We start from the raw sequence: 19,128 nt of genomic DNA, 5'->3' as shown, positions 1-19,128 counted from the left end.
TCAAGGCGCTGGCTCGTTCAGCGCCTGCTTGAACCAGGCCGCCAGCCTATCACCGGCCCGCGGGCTCGTTTGGCGCGGCAGCCATAAACAGAGCCGGGCAGGGGTTTCCACGCTGCCCCAGGGCGCTACTAGCCGTCCGCTTTTCAAGTCGTCCTCCACCAGCAGTTTGGGCGCAATGGCCACGCCCAGCCCCGCGGCTGCGGCTTCCATCAGGTAGTAAAGGTGATCGAACCCCTGGCCTTTCGTAAGCGCCTCGCTTAAACGCCCCTCTTCGAGCCCCTTGGCGCTTGCCCAGGCGGGCCAGGCCTGGGGGCGCGAGGCGGTGTAGAGAAGCGGCGCGTTATAAAGCGTTGCGGACGCGTTAGGGTCGAGGCGGGCGGCGACCTCCGGGGTGGCCACCGCGCAAATCTCCTCGACCATTAGCTCGATCACCTCACCCTGCACGGGCCAGGGCGGCTCGATAAAGCCAAGCGTTGCACTGGTGCTCTGTTGGACGAGCTGCTCGGTTTCGCTGACCACCACCTGCAGGTTGAGCTCGGGAAGGGCGCTTTTCAGGCGGCCAAGCCGGGGGATCAGCCAGCGCGCCAGCAGGCTGCCCGGGCAGGCCAGGGTGAAGGGGGCATCTTCAATTTCACGCTTGAGAAGAGCGCAACTATCGCGCAGCCGCCCAAACGCCTCGCCCAGCCCGCTTTGCAGCGTCTCGCCGTGGTGGGTCAGCGTAATGCCGCGGCCCGCCTTCCCAAAAAGCGCCGTGCCGAAGTGTTCGTCCAGGCTTTTGAGCTGGCGACTAACCGCGCCATGGGTCACGCTGAGCTCGTTAGCGGCGGCGGTTACGCTACCCAGCCGGGCAGTGGCTTCGAATGCGCGCAGGGCGCTTAAAGGCGGCAGGCTCTGGTGCATGATTATCTCGGAAAAGTTGATTAAAGCTCACAGGTAACCGATATCTTATCGATTTTTATCGCGGCGTGCCCGGGTTAGCTTGGATGGCACTACTTTCTCTTTCGGCATTCGAGGTCGTGATGAACCAACCCTTTACTCCACCCGCCAGCCTGCCCGATGGCAACGGCATGTTCGGAAGCTTCGGCGGCCGTTTCGTCGCAGAAACGCTGATGCCGCTGATCAATGAGCTGCGGGACGAGTACGCCGCAGCCAAGAACGACCCGGAATTTCAGCGAAAGCTTACTTATTTTCAAAACGATTACGTGGGCCGTCCTAGCCCGCTTTACTTCGCCGAGCGGCTGACCGAGCACTTTGGCGGTGCCCGCATCTACTTAAAGCGCGAAGAGCTCAACCACACCGGCGCGCACAAGATCAACAACTGCATCGGCCAGGTGCTGCTGGCCAAGCAGATGGGCAAAAAGCGCATCATCGCCGAGACCGGCGCGGGCATGCACGGTGTGGCCACCGCCACCGTGGCGGCGCGTTTTGGAATGTCGTGTGTGATCTACATGGGCACCACGGATATCGAACGCCAGCAGCCCAACGTGTTCCGCATGAAGCTTTTGGGTGCGGAAGTCATTCCCGTCACCTCCGGCACCGGCACGTTGAAAGACGCCATGAACGAGGCCCTGCGTGACTGGGTGACCAATGTCGACGACACCTTCTACATTATCGGCACCGTGGCGGGCCCCCACCCGTACCCGGCCATGGTGCGGGATTTCCAGGCGGTGATCGGCCATGAAACTCGCCGCCAAATGGAGGAGAAAGAAGGGCGCCTGCCGGATTCGCTGGTGGCCTGCATCGGCGGAGGCTCCAACGCCATGGGGCTTTTCCACCCGTTCCTTGGCGATGACAGCGTGCAGATGATTGGCGTGGAAGCCGGCGGCAAGGGCGTGAGTTCGGGCAAACACGCGGCGAGTCTCAACGGCGGCACGCCCGGCGTTTTGCATGGCAACCGCACGTTTTTGCTGCAAGACGAGGACGGCCAGATTATTGACGCCCACTCGATTTCCGCAGGGCTCGATTACCCCGGTATCGGCCCTGAGCACGCCTGGCTTCACGAGCAGGGCCGGGTCGAGTACGTCTCGGCCACCGACGAGGAAGCGCTCGAGGCCTTCCAGATTTGCTGCCAACAAGAAGGCATCATCCCGGCGCTCGAAACCGCCCACGCCCTGGCCGAAGTGGCCAAACGCGCGCCCACGCTTCCCCGCGAGCACCTGATGGTCGTCAACTTAAGCGGCCGGGGCGATAAAGACATGATGAGCGTCGCTCACTACCTCGGAGATAAATTCAAATGAGTCACGCTGCTCGCCATAAGGCCACGTCGCGCTTGGAAAGCTGCTTTGCCGCGCTAAAAGAAGACAACCGCCCGGCGCTGGTCAGCTACCTGACCGCCGGCGACCCGGACGCCGACACCTCGCGGCGTTTGCTGCACGGCCTGCCGGAAGCGGGGGTGGATATCATCGAGCTGGGCATGCCGTTCAGCGACCCCATGGCCGACGGCCCCGCCATCCAAAAAGCCGCCCTGCGCGCGCTCGATGGTGGCCAGACCCAGGCCAAAACCCTTGAGATGGTGCGCCGCTTTCGTGAAGAGAACGCCACCACGCCGATCGTGCTGATGGGCTACTACAATCCCATCTTCTGCTACGGCGTCGAGCGCTTTTTGACCGACGCCGCGCGCGCCGGAGTGGATGGCCTGATCGTGGTGGATCTACCGCCGGAGCACGACGACGAGCTCTGCCAGCCCGCCGCCCGCCACGGCATCGACTTCATCCGCCTGGCCACGCCCACCACCGACGCCAAACGTCTGCCCACAGTGCTGGCCAATGCCTCCGGCTTTATCTACTACGTCTCCGTAGCCGGTGTGACCGGCGCCGGTGCGGCCACGCCGGAAAATGTCGAGCGCGCGGTTGCCGATCTTAAACGCCATACCCGGCTACCCATCGGCGTGGGCTTCGGTATTCGCACCCCGGAACAGGCCGCGACCATCGGGCGCTTCAGCGACGCCGTGGTGGTAGGTTCCGCGCTGGTCGACCGTATCGAGCAGGCCAGTACCGGTGACGAGGCGGTGAGCGAGGTGCACGGCTTGGTGCGTGAACTGGCGACGAGCGTACGCCGCTGCCGGGAAGAAGCCCGCGAGCCGCAAATCAGTTAATTGATACGTGCTGCGTTAAAGCGGGTTGTGTCCTGCTTTAATGCAGCGTGTAGGCGGTTGTTTGAACAATAACGGTGTCGTTATGCCGTGCGGGTTAATAAAAAAAATGGTTTTAGTTGCTTGCTGAATATTTTCTTGTTGAAGTGAACAAAATATTTTGGTTTTGGGATGCTCTGCAATGAAAACGGTAGGCTATGCATACCTTCATGAGTACTTGAATCTGGCCGTATGCCCGCCTGAGTATCCTGCCAGGGTGCGCCCTGTTACGCGCATTATGTTTTTGGAACAAGAGATAGCGGTGCCTGCCGTGCGCGCTCCTGATGCCTCGTTACTTAACCACATACTTTTCGCCCTTAAGCACGAAGGTATCAATCTGGCCATTCTGGCCGGTGCCTTGCCCCACTTGTCAGTTAAGCCGCTTCAAGACGCGCTGCACGCCTCTCCCAACGGCATCTATTTAAGAAAGTTAGGCTATTTATACGAGGCGATGGTCAAACCACTGCCGTTCGAGATTGCTGTAAGCGGTCGTGCGGTGCCTCTGTTTGATCCCGGCCGCTACATTACCGGGCCCACGGTGCGCGATAGCCGCTGGCGTATCGATTTCAATGGACTGGGAACGCTCGATTATTGTGCCACCGTGCGGCGTACGCCCGAGATTGCTGGACTGCTTGAAGAAGACATTCTGGCTCAAGCATCCATCTTCATGGACTCATTGCCCCCGGGAATGTTGGACCGCGCGATTCAGTGGGCCTACCTGAGTGAAACGCAATCGTCGTTTGCCATTGAAAGAGAATCGCCCACGCCGGATAAGCAGCAGCGCTTTATGCAGCTTCTTCGCCAGGCTCATGAGCTTAAGCCGCTGACACAAACGTATCTTGTGGAGCTGCAAAACAGCACTATCAACAATGCTTTCGATAAAGCGGCTTCATTTCGACATGAGCAAAACTACCTGCACAACGGCTCATCCGGAGCACTAGGTGTTAGCTACCTGCCGCCACCGCCCACCCTTTGCCATACGTTAATGAAGGCGCTGATGGACTGGGCAAATCAATGCTCAGAGCATGACGCTGAAAAGGGTGTTTCCCCGCTGGTGATTGCGGCGATACTCTCCTTTGGCTTCGTCTTTTTGCACCCTTTCATGGACGGTAACGGACGTATTTCACGCTTTCTGATACACCACACGCTGTGCCGGATGGGCGGGCTCTATCATGACAATCTGTTGCCCATTTCAGTGGCCATGAAGCGCCATGAAAATGATTACCTGAGTGCACTGGAGAAATTTTCGAAACCAGCTCGCGAATACTGGCGAGTCAGGTGGATAGATGCTGATGAATACCACTTTAATTACCAGGGCCTGAATGCGCTCTACCGGTACTGGGATGCTACACCCGCGGTGGCGTTCACGCTAAAAATGGCAAAAGCTGCCTTGGAAGATGAGTTAAAAACGGAAACACGCTATTTGGCGTGTTTTGATCGCGTTTATGCAGCAATAAACGAAACCTATGATATTCGAGGTAGCGACTTGGCGCGCCTTGTGATGATGTGCCTGAGTAACGACGGGCGCCTTTCAAATAACCGCCGTAAACAGTTTCGCTATCAGGTACCCGATGATGCGCTAGAAGCGATCGAAGCCGAAGCGAAGCGCGTACTTGAAGAATACGCAGATAGTGAGAAGGCTGCTGATACACGAGAATAGATCATTTGTTGAGCTGACACGCTGATAAAAGCAATCATCAGCGTGTCAGTTTTTAGCGTTAAACACTGCCGGGAAGAGGAGGCGGTAAGCTAAATAGCGCCGCCGTTGGCACGCAGCGTTTGCCCGTTCACCCAGCCCCCGGCCGGGGAGGCCAAAAAGGCGACCACATTGGCGATATCCTCGGGCTCGGCGAGGCGCTCGAGCGGTGGCATTTTCGCCAGCCGCTCGACCAGCTCGTCGGATTTGCCTTTCAGGAAAAGATCCGTGGCGGTGGGGCCGGGGGCCACCGCGTTCACGGTGATACTGCGCCCGCGAAGCTCCTTGGCTAGAATCGCACTTAGGGTTTCCACCGCCGCCTTGGTGGCGGCATACACCGCGTAGTTCTCGAGCTTAAGCCCCACCACGCTGGTCGATAAATTAACGATGCGACCGCCATCTTCCAGGTGTTTCGCTGCCTCGCGCAGGGTGTTGATCGAGCCTTTCAGGTTGGTATCGATCTGCGCGTCGACGTCACCTTCGTCCATCTCGGCCAGCGGGGCGAGCCGCATGATGCCGGCGTTATTGACCAGCACGTCGAGGCGCCCCCACTGGGCAAGCGTTGCATCGAACAGCGCGCGTACCGCCTGGGCATCGGCAATATCCGCTTGAACGGCGTGGGCCTGGCCACCGCTGGCTTCGATCTCCTCGACTACCTGCGCCGCCGCCTTGGTGTTGCTTGTGAAGTTAACGACCACCGCGAAGCCATCACTGGCCAGCTTTTTGGCAATACTCGCGCCGATACCGCGCGAGCCACCGGTGACCAGGGCTACTTTTTGATCGTGCATTGCGTGCTCCATTGAGCGCATGGGGAAGGCATGAGTAGCAGCATAGGCGAAAAACCTTTCACTACCATTACCTCGATGCCATCGCCACGTGGTTCTCCTGATTTGCGTATTGCAGGTACAGGCGTTTTAGCGTTATCTAAACGATAGACACCCCATGTCTGAACGCGCCCGCCTGCAAGATCTGGCCCGCGTATTCAAAGAGTTTTCCAAAGTAAACTATTGAAAATAATAAACTGTCAGGCCGCTGTCGTGTTGGTGACGTTGTTGGAAGCGCTATCGGCTTCGATGATGGTTTCTGGAACAGCAGCAAGGATTACACAATGATCGTTAGAAAACTCAGGTTGCAGCGTGGTTGGTCCCAGGATCAGTTGTCTCAACTCAGTGGATTGAGCGTTAGAACCATCCAGCGAATAGAGAGCGGGCATAAACCGGGGCTTGAGTCTCTTAAATCCTTGGCTGCTGTATTTGAAATCAATGTCGCAGACCTCGAGAGAGAACCCGAAATGAACAGCGAAATCACACTAACCGACAATGAGAAATCCGTTATAGAAAAGGTAAGGGCCATCAAGGATTTTTATGCCCATCTTATTTCTTACGTGCTGATCATCTCACTGCTGTTTGTCATTAATCTCGTCAGTGGAACGGGGTATATGTGGGCATGGTGGCCGGCCATGGGGTGGGGCATAGGCATTATCAGCCATGGCTTGAGTGCTTTTGAAGTACTGAACTTCTTCGGGCCGGAGTGGGAGAAAAAACAGATCGAGAAGAGGCTGGGCAGAAAGCTGTAAGCTGCTTCTTCTCGACTGCTCCGTTTCGCTAGCTGATCGAAGTAGCAAGCGGCAGCCACACGTGCTCGAACCCGATCGATAGTGCCACGGCGGCCAAAAGCCCGGCCATGACCCCGTTGAAGCCCTTCACGACGCCAGGGCTTTGGATGCGTAGGCCGATCAACTGGCCCGCCAGCATATAGCTTGCCGGGGCGCCGGCGGCCAGCAGCGCGAGCGCTACCGCCCAGACGGCCAAGCTAGCGCCTTGAATACCCGCTGCGGGAAATTGCAGCGTGGTGATGGGCAGGGTGGCGACCAGGGCCTTGGGGTTGAGTAGCTGCATGAAAAGCCCGTCGCGAAAACTCAAAAGGCGCGGGGTAGCGGCCTCGGTTTCAAGCTTTTCGCTGGCGCGGGCGATTTTGAAGGCAAGGTACAATATGTAGGCGCAGCCCAGGGCGCTAACCGCCACCAGCGCCTGGTCGTCGATCCATGCAGCCCCTGCCCAGCCCAGCACCAACAGGTAAACCAGCATGGCGCTGCCCACGCCCAGGCAGAAGCCGACCGAGCGCCTGGCCTGGCCGTTGATTCCCATATTCAAGCCGAGCAGATTCACGGGCCCGGGCGTGTACATGACGCCCAGCGCGTAGGCAATGATTCCCAGCATGGTAAAACCTCGTGCGGTGGTCGGTCGTTTGGCCAGTGATTAGCGGACAATGTCGCGCTGGTACTGGTGGGGCGTCACGGCGTAAATGCGCTTGAAGCGGCGGATGAAATGGCTGAGATCGGCAAAGCCAAAACGCAGGGCGACCTCATTCAGCGAAACGCCCTGGGCGAGCGCCGCGCGGGCGGCGTTGATGCGGCAGCTGATCACGTACTGGTGCGGCGTGATGCCGTAATGCGCTCGAAACAGGCGCAAAAAGTGGTACTTGGAAAGATGCGCCGCCTGGCTTATTTCATCGAGGGAAATATCCCGTTCCAGGTGGGCGTGAATATACGCCTTCGCCCGAGTCAGCAGGGCCTCGGGGCGTGTGGTGAGCGTATCGGTAGACGGCGCGCCGCCCAGTTGCACGCTTCGCTCCACGATCTGGTAAAGCGCGTTTTCCTGGTCGATGGCGCTGCCTACGTTACGGGTCACCAGCCGCGCCAGTTCCATGATAGCGCCGCGCAAGCGGGTATCCTGAATGAGCGTATTGGGGGAGCGAAAGCCGGCGCTGGTATGGCGGCCCAGCACCTCGGCAAACAGCGGATTCACCTGCGCCGGGTCGGCGTACAGCATCAGGTAACCCAGCGTGTGCTCGCCGCCGGGCTGGCCGTCGTGTACTTCCTCGGGGTTGAACACAATGACGTTGCCCGGCGGGCTTTTGTGAAACTGCCCGCCACTAAAGAAATCCTGGCGCCCGGAAAGCGTCACACCGAAGGCGTACTCTTCGTGAGCGTGGCGGTCGTAGCGAAAGTCGTCGAGCGCCGCGTGCAGCACCGTCAGGCCCGGCACGTGCTGGCTCTTGATGAACTGAAATTGGCTAGCGTTAGGCATGGCGCGCTCCCTGGTGCGTTACCCCGCTAGCTTAAGCCAGCATGGCCATTCTGTGCTTGTACATAATTGCTCAATCGATGAGGCTTGAAGGGGCGAGTACGGCCAGTGGGATGGCGTCAGGCCTGGCGCTATGCCGTATCCAACAAGGCTAACTGATCGATAACAAGGAAAAGCATGTTTCCAGTCTCCATTAAAGGCGTCTTGCTACTGCCCTCAAGTGAGGTCGTGCTGGCGCTCAATGATCGCAACGAGTGGGAGTTGCCCGGTGGTCGTATCGAAGTCGGCGAGAGCTCCTCTGAGTGTATGGCGAGAGAGTTCAAAGAGGAGCTGGATGTCGAGGTAGTCGCTCAGGGCATTATCGACAGCTACCTGTTCGAGGTCATTCCCGGCAAGCACGTGTTCATCGTGACCTATGGCTGTCGGCTGGTGGGCGGCTTTGAGCCGCGGGTTAGCCATGAACATGCCAAAATCGATACTTTTCCTGTCGATGATTTACCCGGCAACTTACCCAAGGGCTACGTTCGCTCCATTGATGCGTGGCGGCGCGTCGCTAACCGGTAGCGGCGCTGTTCGCCATGGGCTCATAGCGGTGGCACGCGCCTTTATAACGCCATCATCATCTCGTGCCACGCCATGCCACCGTGGTCGGAATCGGAGGGTTTGACGTAGCGATACCCCATACGCCGGTAGAGCTCGACGTGGTGCTCCTTGCACATCAGGTGAATGGTTTCCTTGCCAAGCCCTTTCATGCGCTCCACGAAGGCGCGCATCAGGGTAGAGGCGTAGCCCTTGCCCTGGTAGGCGGGGTCGATCACCACCGACATGATGACCACGTTAGGCGCGGCGGGGTCGTGACCCACCAGCTCCTTGAACGCCTCGTCGGACATGACGACCTCATGCGCGCAGCCGCTGTTGATAAAGCCGATGACTTCTTCGTCCAGCGTCATGACCAGAAACCCCTCCGGGTACTGCGCGATGCGCGTGGCGATCTTCTCTTTTGTAGCGCCTTCGTCGCCCTCATAGGCGGCGGCCTCGATTTCGTAGCAGCGGTCGGCATCGGCGGGCGTGGCGGTGCGCAGGGCGGGTTGATTCATGAGGTGGGCTCCTTGGTGTTCCGTTTGATTCGTTGACAACAGGATAAAGAAAATCAAAGATGTATGCCCTGCATTCTATTCAAGCAGTGATGCACGCCATGCACTCCACTCTTCGCCGTCTCGATCTGAACCTGCTACTGGTCTTCGATGCCCTGTACCGCCGCCGCAGCGTGACGCTGGCGGCCGATGAGCTTGCCATGAGCCCGTCGGCCTGCAGCCATGCGCTATCGCGCCTGCGCGATGCACTCGCCGACGAGCTCTTTGTTCGTACCGGCAGCGCCATGCAACCTACGGCGCAGGCCGAACGGATGGCCGGTGGTGTGGCGCAAGCGCTGCATCTTTTGTCGGACAGGCTCGTGGGGGCAGAGCCGTTCGTGCCTGCTACCAGCGTACAAACCTTCACTTTCGCGGCGACCGATTATACCGCCTACGCTCTGTTACCTCCGCTGGTCGCTCGGCTGGAGCGTCTTGCGCCCTGGTTGCATCTTAGGATCATCCACGCCGCCCACCGCGAATCGCTCAACGATCTGCGCGAAGGGCGAGTTCAGTTCGCGCTGAGCGTCTCCCATGGGCAGTCGGTGCTGCCTGAGGGTATCGAAGCGCTGGACTGCCTGGCGGATGACTATGTGGTAATCGCCCGCCAGGGTCATCCACGCATCGATGAGTACCTGTCGCTCGAACAGTATCTGGCCGAGCGGCATATCGCCGTCCTGCCCTGGAATGATGCGACTAGCGTGGCCGACGCCGCTTTGACGCGGCAAGGACTCCAGCGGGATGTCGCCGTTGAGTTGCCGAGCCTCATGGCCGCGCCCTATCTCCTCGCGCGTTCCGATTATCTGTTCATGCTGCCACGCCGAGCCGCCCAGCAGTGGGTAGCTTCGGTGCCTTTCACCGTGCACGACGTCCCCTTCGAGATGCCAGGCTACACGCTGCGTGCGCTTTTTCACGTTCGTCACGCCGGCCAGCCTGGCCACCAATGGATACGCGAACAGTTGCTGGCCGCACTGCAGAGTAATGATGCGGATTTGACAGGCTGAGAGCGGCGTTCGTGATTAGAGAAGGTGGGCGGTATTTGAATCCACGGGGGCCTCGCGGCGATCGTTCATTCCATAATCGCGAATAACCGCCGCAACGCGCAGCCGGTAGTCGGCAAAGATAGCTTCCCGCCCGGCTTTCTGAATGGTGCGGTGGGTCTCGAACGTGCGCCACTGCTTGACCGCGTCTTCATCGCGCCAGAACGAGAGCGACAGAACCTTACCCGGGTGGGCAAGGCTTTCGAAGCGCTCGATGGAGATAAAACCGTCGACCTCCTGCAAGTGCGGGGCCAGGGCGCTGGCGGCGTTTAAATAATCATTCTTACGGTGCGGGTGGGGGAGCGCTTCGAACAGGACGGCGATCATAGCGCGCTCCAGGCATCCCTGGGTTTTATGCCAAGCGTCCCGGGTACCGCTTCGACGAAGCTGCGTTCTTCCTTGAGAATGAAGCGTCGGGTCTGCGCCAGGGCAAAGTTTGTCTGCCCGGCGTCGTCCTCTTGAAGCCTTGCGCGATAGGCTTCGTAAGCCGCCAGGCTGTCGAAGGCCACCAATCCCCAAGCAACATGATTGGTGCCCTCGTGGGGCAGAAAATAGCCGATGAGATGGCCGCCACAGCGGGGAATGATTTCGCCCCAGTTCTCGGCGTATTCCTTGAAAGCACTAAGCTGGAAAGGGTCGATCTCGTAGCGAATCATGCAGGTAATCGTCATGGCGTTCTCCTTGGAAGTCGCAAGAACGATACCGCGTTGTTGACCCAGGATGGTTCGATTAGAATCGAACCATGAGTGAAGGCCCCAACATCGTGCGCGTTGCCGCGCTTATCGGAGATAACACCAGAGCCGAAGTTCTTTCGGCGCTGATGTCCGGCTGTGCGTTAACCGCCACGGAGCTTGCGGATACCGCCGGGGTCACCAAACAGACCATCAGTTTTCATTTGGGCAAGTTGCTCGAGGCCGAGCTGCTCGCGGTGGAAAAGCAGGGCCGCCACCGCTATTTCAGGTTGGCGGGCCCAGAGTTGGCAAGTCTTCTCGAATCGCTGATGGGCCTGGCGTTTAAAAGCCAGAGCACACCCCGTTTTACCGGCCCGCGCGACCCGGCACTGCGTAAGGCGCGTATCTGCTACGACCATTTGGCGGGGGAGTTGGGCGTGGCGATGTACGAGCGGATGCTGCAAGCCGCTATCTTGCAGCCGCATACGGACGGGTTAACGCTTACCGACCAGGGTCGCAGCTGGTTTATGCAGTGGGGCATCGACGCCGACATTCTTGCCCGCGCCAAGCGCCCGCTATGTCGAACCTGCCTTGACTGGAGCGAGCGCCGACACCACTTGGCAGGCGCCTTGGGCAGCGCGCTGCTGACCCGCATCCAGGCGCTCGGCTGGGCGAGACGTGAACATGAATCGCGCATCATCACGTTCAGCGAAGCCGGTGAAAAAGCACTTTGGGCTACTTTGGCGCTGCCCGATGAGCAATCGGCCAGGGCAGAGCAATCGTTTACCCACGAAACGGTAACGCCGTTAGCCCTTGGACTTGAATAACACGCAGGCCCCGTTTTGCTTGTTTGTTTAACCTACACTCGCCATTATCGTCGCCCTCTGCCCGCCAAGTGCGGCAATTTTGAAAGGATTTTCATGGGTAAGCTGATTTCACTGATCGTGGTGCTGGCACTGGGGTATGCGGGCGTTTATTTCTACTACGGCCACGCCGTGAAGCAGGAGGTGCAGCAGGCGCTCGATGAGCGCGGGCTCTCCGGCGTGAATGTGGAAAGCGTCGAGTACGGGCTTTGGGCGCCGGTGAGTACCTCGACGGAAATAACGCTGAACGTGAGCTATCGTGGCTCGCAAGCGGCACTGAACCTGGGAATCGAAGGACACCCGGTGTTTTCTGACGAGGTCAGTGTGACCCTCGATGGCCTTCAGGCGCTGCGCCTGGGTATCAGCTTCTAAGCGCGGCCTTTCTTGACCACGAACGAACGAGAGTAGATCGATGCACTACCGCCCCATGACCCTCGACGATTACGCCGCCGCCGTGGCGCTTTGGCAGCAAACGCCGGGCGTGCGGCTACGCGAAGTGGATTCCCGCGAGGGCATTGCGCGCTACCTTGAGCGCAACCCGGGGCTGAGCGTGGTGGCCGAGCGTGATGGTGTACTGGTGGGCACCATCATGGGCGGCCACGACGGCCACCGCGGGTTTATCCAGCACCTGTGCGTCGCGCCCGGCGAGCGTGAGCAGGGCATTGGCCGGGCGCTGGTAAAGCGCTGCCTGGATGGGCTGAAAGAGGAGGGCATTCACAAGTCGCATTTGATGCTGCTGGTGGATAACGCCGCCGGTAAGCGCTTTTGGGAAAACCTGGGCTGGGAGTTTCGTAGTGATATCTCGCTCTACTCGTTCATCAACGGTGCCGGGCCCAACGCCTAATAAAACGCCCCGCCGTTAAAGGCAGGGCGTTGGCGTTATAACGCTTTTCAAACCACGTTTACAGCCCCTGAGCCCCTCGGCGCAGCCAGCCGTGCACGAAGATCAGCTTTTGCAGCGTGGTTTCGGTCAGCATGAAGGGGTACACATCCGAAAGTCCCATGGCGCGGTTGACGTGGTTAACCCCGGCGATCAGGGCCATTGCGATGTGAATCAAGCGCTCCGCGTCCGGCTCGGCGTAGGCGTCCCACTTGTGATCGCGCGGCAGTTCCGGCGAATCCATGCCGGATGACACGAAGCTGTCGGTGATATCGGTCAGGTGCAGAATGTGCGAGACGGTTTCCGCCCAGTCTTCGTGGGGGTGGGCCGAGGCGTAGGTCGAAACGAAATCCGTGCGCCACTCTTCCGGCGGGCCTTCGTTGTAGTGGTGCTTGAGCGCCTCGCCGTAGTCGGCGCGTTCGTCGCCAAACATCTCGCGAAACTCGTTCATGAAGTCTTCACGCAGGCTCAGCCGCCACCAAAGCATATGGGCGATTTCGTGACGCATGTGGCCAATCATGGTGCGGTAAGGCTCATCCAGCGCTTCACGACGGGTGGTCACCAGCACCGGGTCGGCCTCTGCGATGCTGATGGTCACCACGCCATCCACGTGGCCCATCATCACCGGCTTTTTGCCTTCGGCCAGCAGGTGGAACACCGGCGGCGCGCCCGGGTCTTCCGTACGAAACCAGTTCCAACGGCCCAGGTTGTCGATCACCCAGCGCTTGGCGGCTTCGGTTTGCGCCCAGTTGGCAATGGCGTTGGGAATGGTCGGGTCCGGCGCCACGGCGGTCATCGCGCAGGCGCGGCAGAGCTGGCCCTTTTGCGCGGCAATCCAGTTACAGCCAATCACCTCGCGGTTGGCGCAAAACGGCGGCATGGGAATGAACGCCCGAGCCTGCGGGTCGTAGGCCACCGGGATACCATCGGCGGTCACCAGGTTATCGAACCAAAGCGAACCCGCACCGACCGGATTAGAGAAAACGCGCATGGGCGAAGCACTCTCAATAAAGGAGTCTTGAGTCTAGGCGGTGTTGGGCGAGTGCGTCCAATGACTTCTTTGCTCAAACGCCTGCTGTAGAGATTGCTTCAATGGGCAGGGAGGGTGAAGGCCAAACCATCAGTTAGTCAAAAAGTGGTTTGGCTAAAGAAACTGCATAAAAATTAATTATATAGGGAACTCATGATGACTGCCGTCGGGTAGCTCGATATCCACTCGGGCGCGGCCGCCCAATGCTTCGACATAGCGCTTAAGAGAGCTAAGACGCATATCCTGGCCAACCTTTTCAAGCCCTGCAACGGTTGGCTGTCGGACACCCATTGCATCGGCGATTTCAGTTTGTGTCTTTTCTGCCAGCAGACGAATTTCAGCCAGCCTGATTTCAAATAGCATATCGCTCGCCTTCGCCTCAGCAGCGGCAACGATCTCTGGTTTTTCTTTTGCCAGCAAGTCTTCAAGTTTGCGTGCCATGGGGACTACCTCACTTTAAAGTTTCCAGATGCGCCGCATACTCTTTGTCGGCGACTGGAATCATTTCATCGTAAAAGCGCTTGTCGTTTCCGCCTTTATCACCAGCACATAAAATGATGCCAGTACGCTTTGGGTCGAACGCAAAGAATGCTCTGATAGGGCGGCCACCGCTCTGTATGCGCAGTTCTTTCATATTGGAAAACTGCGAGCCGTTCACCGTGTCAGCATGAGGTCGCGAGAGCATAGGACCCCGTTCGCGTAACAGAAGAAGAGAGGCCAGGACATTCTCCCGGTCAGCTTCTTCAAGCGAGAAAAACCACGCTTCAAAGGTGTCTGTTTGCTCTATCGGCCACATGAGTACCTCGGAATTTAATAGGTTATATGCTATATAGGCAATAACCTATTGGCAAGTATTTAAGCAGTAAGCAAGCTCCTTACCCATTACCGTTTCAAACCCAGGCTTAAGTACGTTTCAAGCCGCCACCACTGTTGTATTCAGCGGATCGCCCAAGTGCTCAACCGAGCACTTGGGCGGTTTATCCACTTGGGTGTCGTGGCAATGCTATGCTGCCCTTGTTTTTTAAAGCCAAGAGACCCTCATGGACTACGCCGAATCGACCGCGCAGGACGCGCCCCGTTTTAAAGCCCCGGCCGGGGAGATCATTGGCTGGTATGATCGTGGCGTCATTCGAGCCACGGGCATTGCTTACGCCCGTACCGAGCGCTTCTGCCCACCCACCGATGAGCCGCCTGCCACCGCACCGATTCATGCCACCCGGTGGGCGCCAGCGGCGCCGCAAAACACGATTCCAGAGCTCAACGAAGCGCTCGGTGTGGCCGCCGACGAGTTTCACGCAAGCGAAGGCGCGCTGCACCTGTCGGTTACCGTGCCGGAGAGCGCATCAACCGCGCCGCGCCCGGTCATGGTCTGGATTCACGGCGGCTCTTATGTGTTTGGCGCAGGGGATCTGGCGGTGTTCGATGTACGCCCGCTGGCGCTTGAGCAGGATGTCATCGTGGTGTCGATTACCTACCGGCTGGGCCTTTTAGGGTTTCTGGGCGGCTACGCAGGGCGGCCCGCCAACCTGGGGCTTCTGGACATGATCTCCGCGCTTCGCTGGATCAATACCAACATTGCCGCCATGGGCGGCGACCCTTGTAACGTCACGCTGTTCGGTCACTCCGCCGGGGGCGATGCGGCGGCGCACCTTATGATTGCCGAGGGCGTCGAGGGGCTTTTTCAGCGCGCGATCATCCAGAGCGCGCCGCTGGGTATTAGCCGGGGCCGCGCAAAGATGACCGCCAAAATGGGCAAGAAGGCCGCTGAGCTTAAAAGTGACGCGCCGCTGGACGAAGTGCTGCGCGTGCAAACGAAAGTAGCCGAGGCCGCCCGCGGCTTTGGCATGAAGGCGGCCATGCCCTTTGGCACCCAGTACGGCCACTACCCGCTGCCTGCTGAAACCGACATCGACCAGGCCTGGCGCCGCGCGGCGGAAAAATTCGACGTGTTCATTGGCACCACCGCCGAGGAAACCGCGCTGTTTCTGGTCATGTCGCCAAGGTTAACGCGGCTGCGCCACACGCCGCTGGTAGGGGAGGCTATCGGCCGGGCGATGGTGGCGGCCACCACGCGCAAGGTATACCAGCGCGACGCGCTTAAATTTGCCCGTCGCCACGCTCAAGCCGGCGGGCATGCTTTTGTGTACCGGCTTGATTGGAACAAGGGCCGCACGCCGTTTGGCGCCGCCCACACGATCGACCTACCGCTACTACTGGGCGAGCCCGCCAGCTGGCAGTACGCGGATATCGTCAAACACGTAGATGAAAGCACGCTGCTCGAACACGGCCAGCGCCTGCGCAAGCTATGGGCGGATTTCGCGCGGGATGGGCGGCTGCCGGATAAAGGCCGGGTCGAGCCGGGGATAGTAGAGTGGTGGCAGGTCCAATAACGCTGTTCTGTTGCTGTATAGACTTGAAGGTATGATTATCCAACAACATTGCACCGCTGGAGTGAATCATGCTGCATATCCAATCTGTGGAGTACGTAACGGGTTACAAGATATGGGTTGCCTTTGATGATGGGACATCCGGTCAAGTGGACCTTGATGGCGTCTTGAGCGGTCCTGTATTTGAGCCGCTAAAGGATATGGCATTTTTCCGAGAACTCACGTTGGACCCTGAACTTGAAACGATTGTTTGGCCAAACGGGGCCGATTTAGCGCCGGAACTTCTTAAGAGTTTGCATAGCCAGCAGGTTAAAACATCGTCTATCCCGCGTGGCTAGCATCACTATCTACGGCGTCGATATACCGCTACTACATGGTCGAGCCCGCCAGCTGGCAGTACGCGGATATCGTCAAACACGTGGATGAAGCCACGCTGCTCGAACACGGCCAACGCCTGAACAACAAGCTGTGGGCGGAGTTTGCGCGGGGTGGGCAGCTGCCGGATAAAGGCAAGATCGAGCCGGGGGTAGTAGAGTGGTGGCAAGCATAAAAAAATGCGTTTGCGTTTCTACCCCGGCTTGGCGCTTCAAGTGGACCTCTAATGACGACTTTACCTGTGTTTGATACTGAACGCCTGACGATCAAGCCTCGAACACTCGCAGACCTTCCAGATTGCCTGGCGATGGACCGCGACCCAGAGGTTACGAAGTTCGTTTCAGGTCCTTGGGATGATCCTGAACGTCATGAAGCCTTCGTAAGAGAGCGGATAGAAACCGACTTCGGCGAAGGTCTCGGCTACTGGTCTGTATTCCTGCGCGAGCACCCAAACCAATTCCTTGGATGGATACTTCTGATTCCTTATGAGGGAGTCGGCCCTGAAACCGAAATTGGCTGGCGGTTCAGTCGATCTGCTTGGGGAAAGGGCTTTGCAACAGAGGCCGCCAGGCCTGTGCTAAAACATGCATGCGAAACGCTGGCGCTTTCCAAAGTGGTCGCCGACATTGATCAGGCAAACCTTGGGTCGATTCAGGTTGCCATGAAGATAGGCATGCAGGATGAAGGCGTAAAGAAGATCAATAACACCCGCTGCCGCTCATTTGTGATTAGGTCATGAACGTCAGCGTAATCTTCTAAGTATCTCGTTATGCAAACAAGAACGCTGCCTTTAAATGAAGTGGCGCGACCTGGACAGCGCAGTGTTCATTACCAACTTTGTCAGCTGGACGCTTCGCTCCTATACGGTGCACCTTGGCCACCGCTATACCAAGGACAGCGAGATCCACATTCGCCATGTCGAAAGCGGCAATCAGTTCGCCGAGATGGTCAACGCCGAGCACCACCGCCAAGTGGGCAGTGAATCACCGAGTATCAACGTGGTGGGCTAAGCGGCTGCGCGCGAATGCCCGCATTTGACACTCGTAATCATCATTGGCTAACGTGCCCAAACCCGCAAGATGTTCCATATCTCATAAAGGTGTTCGTCCAATGAACCATTGATGCCTGCCGTTGCAATGACGGCCAGTCTCCACCAGCCCCTAAACGCGGGGAGGTCTTGGCATCCTGGGAATACCACATGACGAACACTTCTATCACCTTGAACGGTGTCTCCTGCGTTTTGCCGGATGGCAGAACGCTTTTTACCGACCTTCATGAGCAGTTCGATAGCCGCCCCACGGGCCTGGTGGGGCGCAACGGTGTGGGCAAGACTGTGCTTGCGCAAATGCTGGCGGGGCTTTTACCGCCGACCACCGGCCACTGCCAGCTTCCTGCCAACGTGCACTACCTTGCCCAGCAGGTTGCCGCCCCCTCGGCAAACGCGACCGTGGCGGAGCTTGCCGGTGTACACACAACGCTTGATGCGCTGGCACGAATCGAAGCGGGCAGCGCTGCGCTTGAGGATTTCGAGACGGTGGATGAGCGTTGGGACATGCCCCAGCGGCTGCGTTCTGAGCTTGAACGCAGCGGCCTGGGGTATCTCGAAGCCCGTACCCCCGCCGATACCTTGAGCGGTGGCGAAGCCATGCGGGTCGCTCTGATCGGCGCCATGCTATCAGAAGCGGACTTTCTGATTCTTGACGAGCCGAGCAACCACCTCGACCGACCCAATCGGCAGGCACTCATCGAGCAACTAAAGCGCTGGCCGAAGGGGCTGATCGTGGTCAGCCACGACCGCCAGCTGCTGGACGCCATGGAGCGGATCGTGGAGCTCTCCCCGCTGGGGCTACAAAGCTACGGTGGCAACTACACCTTCTACAGCGCGGCGAAGGCGCGCGAGCAGCAAGCGGCGCAGGCCCGGCTCAGCCAGCACAAGCTAGCACGCCAACGCGAAGAGCGGGCCATGCACAAGCAGCGCGAGCGCCAGGAGAAACGCCAGGCGCGGGATAGCCGCCAGGCCAAGGGCGCCAACCAGGCCAAGGTATTGCTCGATGGCCAGAAAGAGCGCAGTGAACACTCCATGGGCGCACTACGCCAACAGCACACCGCCAGCCGCGAAGAGCTCAACCAGCGCGTACGCGAAGCCGCCCGCCAGGTCAAAAACGAAGTGCCCATCGCCCTGCATGAAGTGGCACTGCCACGGGGCACGAATCGCCGAGTGGCCGAGTTGGAAAGGGTAGAACTCCCCTTCGTTGCGGGGGCCACACGTCACATTAGCCTGACGCTGCAAGGGCCGCAGAGAATCGGCATCGTGGGGCCGAATGGCGGCGGTAAATCCACGCTGCTGCGGGTGATGGCCGGGCTGGTGGCGCCTTTATCGGGCACCTGCCAGGTCACGCCCCAAAACGCCTATCTCGACCAGCGCCTTGATCGTTTTGATCCGACCCAAACCGTATTCGACCAGCTGCGGGCGGCCAACCGTAAAGCGAGTGACGGTGAGCTTCGCATGCTGCTGGCCCAGCTTGGCCTGGATGCGCAGAAAATCACCACACCCAGCGGCGTGCTGAGTGGCGGTGAACGCTTGAAAGCAGCGCTCGCGTGCCTGCTCTACGCCGACGCGCCGCCCCAGCTATTGATGTTGGACGAGCCCAACAACCACCTGGACCTGCCTTCCACCCAGGCATTGGAAACCATGCTGCGCAGCTACCAGGGCACGTTGCTGGTGGTCTCCCACGACGACGCCTTTCTCGAAAACCTTACGCTCACGGACTATTTGCAAGCGACGGAGCAAGGCTGGCAACTAACGCCGGTGTGACCTTTCCCCTGTGCCCCTCACTGCC

At 59.0% G+C, this 19,128-nt stretch carries 25 protein-coding genes; 15 read left to right on the top strand and 10 right to left on the bottom strand.

Features of this window, described 5'->3' with window-relative positions; all coding sequences use genetic code 11:
* Positions 1-900: a LysR family transcriptional regulator gene (locus ACWHXT_RS12020; RefSeq protein WP_447956007.1), complete on the bottom strand. Its 900-nt coding sequence runs from the start codon at positions 898-900 to the stop codon at positions 1-3.
* 119 nt (positions 901-1,019) lie between these two features.
* Here ACWHXT_RS12020 and trpB point away from each other — a divergent pair, with 119 nt between their 5' ends.
* The 3 genes from trpB (at position 1,020) to ACWHXT_RS12005 (ending at position 4,790) form a co-directional block, all read left to right on the top strand.
* Positions 1,020-2,237, top strand: coding sequence for a tryptophan synthase subunit beta (trpB, locus tag ACWHXT_RS12015; protein WP_447958039.1), 1,218 nt, complete (start codon positions 1,020-1,022; stop codon positions 2,235-2,237).
* On the top strand, positions 2,234-3,094 hold the full coding sequence (gene trpA, locus ACWHXT_RS12010) for a tryptophan synthase subunit alpha (protein ID WP_447956006.1): 861 nt from the start codon (positions 2,234-2,236) through the stop codon (positions 3,092-3,094). The genes trpB and trpA overlap by 4 nt, the downstream gene beginning before the upstream one ends.
* Before the next feature lie 178 nt (positions 3,095-3,272).
* A complete protein-coding gene (locus ACWHXT_RS12005) occupies positions 3,273-4,790 on the top strand; it encodes a Fic family protein (RefSeq protein ID WP_447956005.1) in 1,518 nt (505 codons plus the stop codon).
* Between the two features lie 89 nt (positions 4,791-4,879).
* Here ACWHXT_RS12005 and ACWHXT_RS12000 read toward each other — a convergent pair whose 3' ends face one another.
* Complete coding sequence (locus ACWHXT_RS12000; protein WP_447956004.1) at positions 4,880-5,614, bottom strand: SDR family oxidoreductase; 735 nt, start codon at positions 5,612-5,614, stop codon at positions 4,880-4,882.
* A 320-nt stretch (positions 5,615-5,934) separates the two neighbouring features.
* Between ACWHXT_RS12000 and ACWHXT_RS11995 the strand changes: the two genes are divergently transcribed.
* On the top strand, positions 5,935-6,402 hold the full coding sequence (locus ACWHXT_RS11995) for a 2TM domain-containing protein (protein ID WP_447956003.1): 468 nt from the start codon (positions 5,935-5,937) through the stop codon (positions 6,400-6,402).
* Positions 6,403-6,430: 28 nt separating this feature from the next.
* Here the strand turns inward: ACWHXT_RS11995 and ACWHXT_RS11990 are convergent, their stop codons facing one another.
* Both ACWHXT_RS11990 and ACWHXT_RS11985 read right to left on the bottom strand, forming a co-directional pair.
* Positions 6,431-7,045: a LysE family translocator gene (locus ACWHXT_RS11990; RefSeq protein ID WP_447956002.1), complete on the bottom strand. Its 615-nt coding sequence runs from the start codon at positions 7,043-7,045 to the stop codon at positions 6,431-6,433.
* Between the two features lie 39 nt (positions 7,046-7,084).
* Entirely contained in the window at positions 7,085-7,915 is an 831-nt protein-coding gene (locus ACWHXT_RS11985; RefSeq protein ID WP_447926536.1) for an AraC family transcriptional regulator, read from the bottom strand.
* Between the two features lie 174 nt (positions 7,916-8,089).
* Between ACWHXT_RS11985 and ACWHXT_RS11980 the strand changes: the two genes are divergently transcribed.
* Complete coding sequence (locus ACWHXT_RS11980) at positions 8,090-8,476, top strand: NUDIX hydrolase (RefSeq protein ID WP_447956001.1); 387 nt, start codon at positions 8,090-8,092, stop codon at positions 8,474-8,476.
* Positions 8,477-8,517: 41 nt separating this feature from the next.
* Here the strand turns inward: ACWHXT_RS11980 and ACWHXT_RS11975 are convergent, their stop codons facing one another.
* Positions 8,518-9,009 carry a GNAT family N-acetyltransferase gene (locus ACWHXT_RS11975; protein ID WP_447956000.1) on the bottom strand — a complete coding sequence of 164 codons (492 nt, stop codon included), beginning with the start codon at positions 9,007-9,009 and terminating at the stop codon, positions 8,518-8,520.
* Between the two features lie 98 nt (positions 9,010-9,107).
* Here ACWHXT_RS11975 and ACWHXT_RS11970 point away from each other — a divergent pair, with 98 nt between their 5' ends.
* Entirely contained in the window at positions 9,108-10,046 is a 939-nt protein-coding gene (locus tag ACWHXT_RS11970) for a LysR family transcriptional regulator (protein WP_447955999.1), read from the top strand.
* A gap of 15 nt (positions 10,047-10,061) precedes the next feature.
* Here ACWHXT_RS11970 and ACWHXT_RS11965 read toward each other — a convergent pair whose 3' ends face one another.
* Both ACWHXT_RS11965 and ACWHXT_RS11960 read right to left on the bottom strand, forming a co-directional pair.
* Positions 10,062-10,409 carry an antibiotic biosynthesis monooxygenase family protein gene (locus ACWHXT_RS11965; protein WP_447955998.1) on the bottom strand — a complete coding sequence of 116 codons (348 nt, stop codon included), beginning with the start codon at positions 10,407-10,409 and terminating at the stop codon, positions 10,062-10,064.
* Positions 10,406-10,753, bottom strand: coding sequence for an NIPSNAP family protein (locus ACWHXT_RS11960; protein WP_447955997.1), 348 nt, complete (start codon positions 10,751-10,753; stop codon positions 10,406-10,408). The genes ACWHXT_RS11965 and ACWHXT_RS11960 overlap by 4 nt, the downstream gene beginning before the upstream one ends.
* A gap of 71 nt (positions 10,754-10,824) precedes the next feature.
* Between ACWHXT_RS11960 and ACWHXT_RS11955 the strand changes: the two genes are divergently transcribed.
* From ACWHXT_RS11955 to ACWHXT_RS11945, 3 genes are all read left to right on the top strand, one after another.
* A complete protein-coding gene (locus ACWHXT_RS11955) occupies positions 10,825-11,580 on the top strand; it encodes an ArsR/SmtB family transcription factor (RefSeq protein ID WP_447955996.1) in 756 nt (251 codons plus the stop codon).
* Positions 11,581-11,673: 93 nt separating this feature from the next.
* Positions 11,674-11,988 (top strand): hypothetical protein, encoded by a 315-nt coding sequence (locus tag ACWHXT_RS11950; protein WP_447955995.1) that lies wholly within the window; start codon positions 11,674-11,676, stop codon positions 11,986-11,988.
* A 40-nt stretch (positions 11,989-12,028) separates the two neighbouring features.
* Entirely contained in the window at positions 12,029-12,460 is a 432-nt protein-coding gene (locus tag ACWHXT_RS11945) for a GNAT family N-acetyltransferase (RefSeq protein WP_447955994.1), read from the top strand.
* Between the two features lie 58 nt (positions 12,461-12,518).
* Here the strand turns inward: ACWHXT_RS11945 and ACWHXT_RS11940 are convergent, their stop codons facing one another.
* The 3 genes from ACWHXT_RS11940 to ACWHXT_RS11930 form a co-directional block, all read right to left on the bottom strand.
* Positions 12,519-13,487 carry a zinc-binding metallopeptidase family protein gene (locus ACWHXT_RS11940; protein WP_447955993.1) on the bottom strand — a complete coding sequence of 323 codons (969 nt, stop codon included), beginning with the start codon at positions 13,485-13,487 and terminating at the stop codon, positions 12,519-12,521.
* A 177-nt stretch (positions 13,488-13,664) separates the two neighbouring features.
* Positions 13,665-13,967 carry a helix-turn-helix domain-containing protein gene (locus ACWHXT_RS11935; protein WP_447926521.1) on the bottom strand — a complete coding sequence of 101 codons (303 nt, stop codon included), beginning with the start codon at positions 13,965-13,967 and terminating at the stop codon, positions 13,665-13,667.
* 10 nt (positions 13,968-13,977) lie between these two features.
* Positions 13,978-14,322 (bottom strand): type II toxin-antitoxin system RelE/ParE family toxin, encoded by a 345-nt coding sequence (locus ACWHXT_RS11930; RefSeq protein WP_447955992.1) that lies wholly within the window; start codon positions 14,320-14,322, stop codon positions 13,978-13,980.
* A 244-nt stretch (positions 14,323-14,566) separates the two neighbouring features.
* Here ACWHXT_RS11930 and ACWHXT_RS11925 point away from each other — a divergent pair, with 244 nt between their 5' ends.
* The 6 genes from ACWHXT_RS11925 to ACWHXT_RS11900 all read left to right on the top strand — a co-directional run bounded on the left by ACWHXT_RS11925 (position 14,567) and on the right by ACWHXT_RS11900 (position 19,103).
* Entirely contained in the window at positions 14,567-15,916 is a 1,350-nt protein-coding gene (locus ACWHXT_RS11925) for a carboxylesterase family protein (protein WP_447955991.1), read from the top strand.
* A gap of 68 nt (positions 15,917-15,984) precedes the next feature.
* Positions 15,985-16,251, top strand: a complete 267-nt coding sequence (locus ACWHXT_RS11920; protein WP_447955990.1) for a DUF2442 domain-containing protein — start codon at positions 15,985-15,987, stop codon at positions 16,249-16,251.
* Between the two features lie 35 nt (positions 16,252-16,286).
* Positions 16,287-16,463, top strand: a complete 177-nt coding sequence (locus ACWHXT_RS11915; protein WP_447955989.1) for a hypothetical protein — start codon at positions 16,287-16,289, stop codon at positions 16,461-16,463.
* A 51-nt stretch (positions 16,464-16,514) separates the two neighbouring features.
* Positions 16,515-17,027 (top strand): GNAT family N-acetyltransferase, encoded by a 513-nt coding sequence (locus ACWHXT_RS11910; RefSeq protein WP_447955988.1) that lies wholly within the window; start codon positions 16,515-16,517, stop codon positions 17,025-17,027.
* 55 nt (positions 17,028-17,082) lie between these two features.
* Positions 17,083-17,298, top strand: coding sequence for a hypothetical protein (locus ACWHXT_RS11905; RefSeq protein WP_447955987.1), 216 nt, complete (start codon positions 17,083-17,085; stop codon positions 17,296-17,298).
* A 188-nt stretch (positions 17,299-17,486) separates the two neighbouring features.
* On the top strand, positions 17,487-19,103 hold the full coding sequence (locus ACWHXT_RS11900) for an ABC-F family ATP-binding cassette domain-containing protein (RefSeq protein ID WP_447955986.1): 1,617 nt from the start codon (positions 17,487-17,489) through the stop codon (positions 19,101-19,103).
* Positions 19,104-19,128 lie beyond the last annotated feature (25 nt).

The sequence above is a fragment of the Vreelandella halophytica genome, assembly GCF_968193635.1.
Note: the sequence above shows the minus strand (reverse complement) of the source record. Positions and strands in the feature narration are given on the sequence as shown.

Bases quoted from the DNA above. Each gene is read 5' to 3' on its own strand.
- ACWHXT_RS11980 (WP_447956001.1), top strand. From the start codon at position 8,090: ATGTTTCCAGTCTCCATTAAAGGCGTCTTGCTACTGCCCTCAAGTGAG.
- ACWHXT_RS11975 (WP_447956000.1), bottom strand. From the start codon at position 9,009: ATGAATCAACCCGCCCTGCGCACCGCCACGCCCGCCGATGCCGACCGC.
- ACWHXT_RS11920 (WP_447955990.1), top strand. From the start codon at position 15,985: ATGCTGCATATCCAATCTGTGGAGTACGTAACGGGTTACAAGATATGG.
- ACWHXT_RS11905 (WP_447955987.1), top strand. From the start codon at position 17,083: ATGAAGTGGCGCGACCTGGACAGCGCAGTGTTCATTACCAACTTTGTC.
- ACWHXT_RS11970 (WP_447955999.1), top strand. From the start codon at position 9,108: ATGCACTCCACTCTTCGCCGTCTCGATCTGAACCTGCTACTGGTCTTC.
- ACWHXT_RS11960 (WP_447955997.1), bottom strand. From the start codon at position 10,753: ATGACGATTACCTGCATGATTCGCTACGAGATCGACCCTTTCCAGCTT.
- ACWHXT_RS11925 (WP_447955991.1), top strand. From the start codon at position 14,567: ATGGACTACGCCGAATCGACCGCGCAGGACGCGCCCCGTTTTAAAGCC.
- trpA (WP_447956006.1), top strand. From the start codon at position 2,234: ATGAGTCACGCTGCTCGCCATAAGGCCACGTCGCGCTTGGAAAGCTGC.
- ACWHXT_RS12020 (WP_447956007.1), bottom strand. From the start codon at position 900: ATGCACCAGAGCCTGCCGCCTTTAAGCGCCCTGCGCGCATTCGAAGCC.
- ACWHXT_RS11900 (WP_447955986.1), top strand. From the start codon at position 17,487: ATGACGAACACTTCTATCACCTTGAACGGTGTCTCCTGCGTTTTGCCG.
- ACWHXT_RS11930 (WP_447955992.1), bottom strand. From the start codon at position 14,322: ATGTGGCCGATAGAGCAAACAGACACCTTTGAAGCGTGGTTTTTCTCG.
- trpB (WP_447958039.1), top strand. From the start codon at position 1,020: ATGAACCAACCCTTTACTCCACCCGCCAGCCTGCCCGATGGCAACGGC.
- ACWHXT_RS11940 (WP_447955993.1), bottom strand. From the start codon at position 13,487: ATGCGCGTTTTCTCTAATCCGGTCGGTGCGGGTTCGCTTTGGTTCGAT.
- ACWHXT_RS11910 (WP_447955988.1), top strand. From the start codon at position 16,515: ATGACGACTTTACCTGTGTTTGATACTGAACGCCTGACGATCAAGCCT.
- ACWHXT_RS11985 (WP_447926536.1), bottom strand. From the start codon at position 7,915: ATGCCTAACGCTAGCCAATTTCAGTTCATCAAGAGCCAGCACGTGCCG.
- ACWHXT_RS11990 (WP_447956002.1), bottom strand. From the start codon at position 7,045: ATGCTGGGAATCATTGCCTACGCGCTGGGCGTCATGTACACGCCCGGG.
- ACWHXT_RS12005 (WP_447956005.1), top strand. From the start codon at position 3,273: ATGAAAACGGTAGGCTATGCATACCTTCATGAGTACTTGAATCTGGCC.
- ACWHXT_RS11955 (WP_447955996.1), top strand. From the start codon at position 10,825: ATGAGTGAAGGCCCCAACATCGTGCGCGTTGCCGCGCTTATCGGAGAT.
- ACWHXT_RS12000 (WP_447956004.1), bottom strand. From the start codon at position 5,614: ATGCACGATCAAAAAGTAGCCCTGGTCACCGGTGGCTCGCGCGGTATC.
- ACWHXT_RS11965 (WP_447955998.1), bottom strand. From the start codon at position 10,409: ATGATCGCCGTCCTGTTCGAAGCGCTCCCCCACCCGCACCGTAAGAAT.
- ACWHXT_RS11935 (WP_447926521.1), bottom strand. From the start codon at position 13,967: ATGGCACGCAAACTTGAAGACTTGCTGGCAAAAGAAAAACCAGAGATC.
- ACWHXT_RS11995 (WP_447956003.1), top strand. From the start codon at position 5,935: ATGATCGTTAGAAAACTCAGGTTGCAGCGTGGTTGGTCCCAGGATCAG.
- ACWHXT_RS11915 (WP_447955989.1), top strand. From the start codon at position 16,287: ATGGTCGAGCCCGCCAGCTGGCAGTACGCGGATATCGTCAAACACGTG.
- ACWHXT_RS11950 (WP_447955995.1), top strand. From the start codon at position 11,674: ATGGGTAAGCTGATTTCACTGATCGTGGTGCTGGCACTGGGGTATGCG.
- ACWHXT_RS11945 (WP_447955994.1), top strand. From the start codon at position 12,029: ATGCACTACCGCCCCATGACCCTCGACGATTACGCCGCCGCCGTGGCG.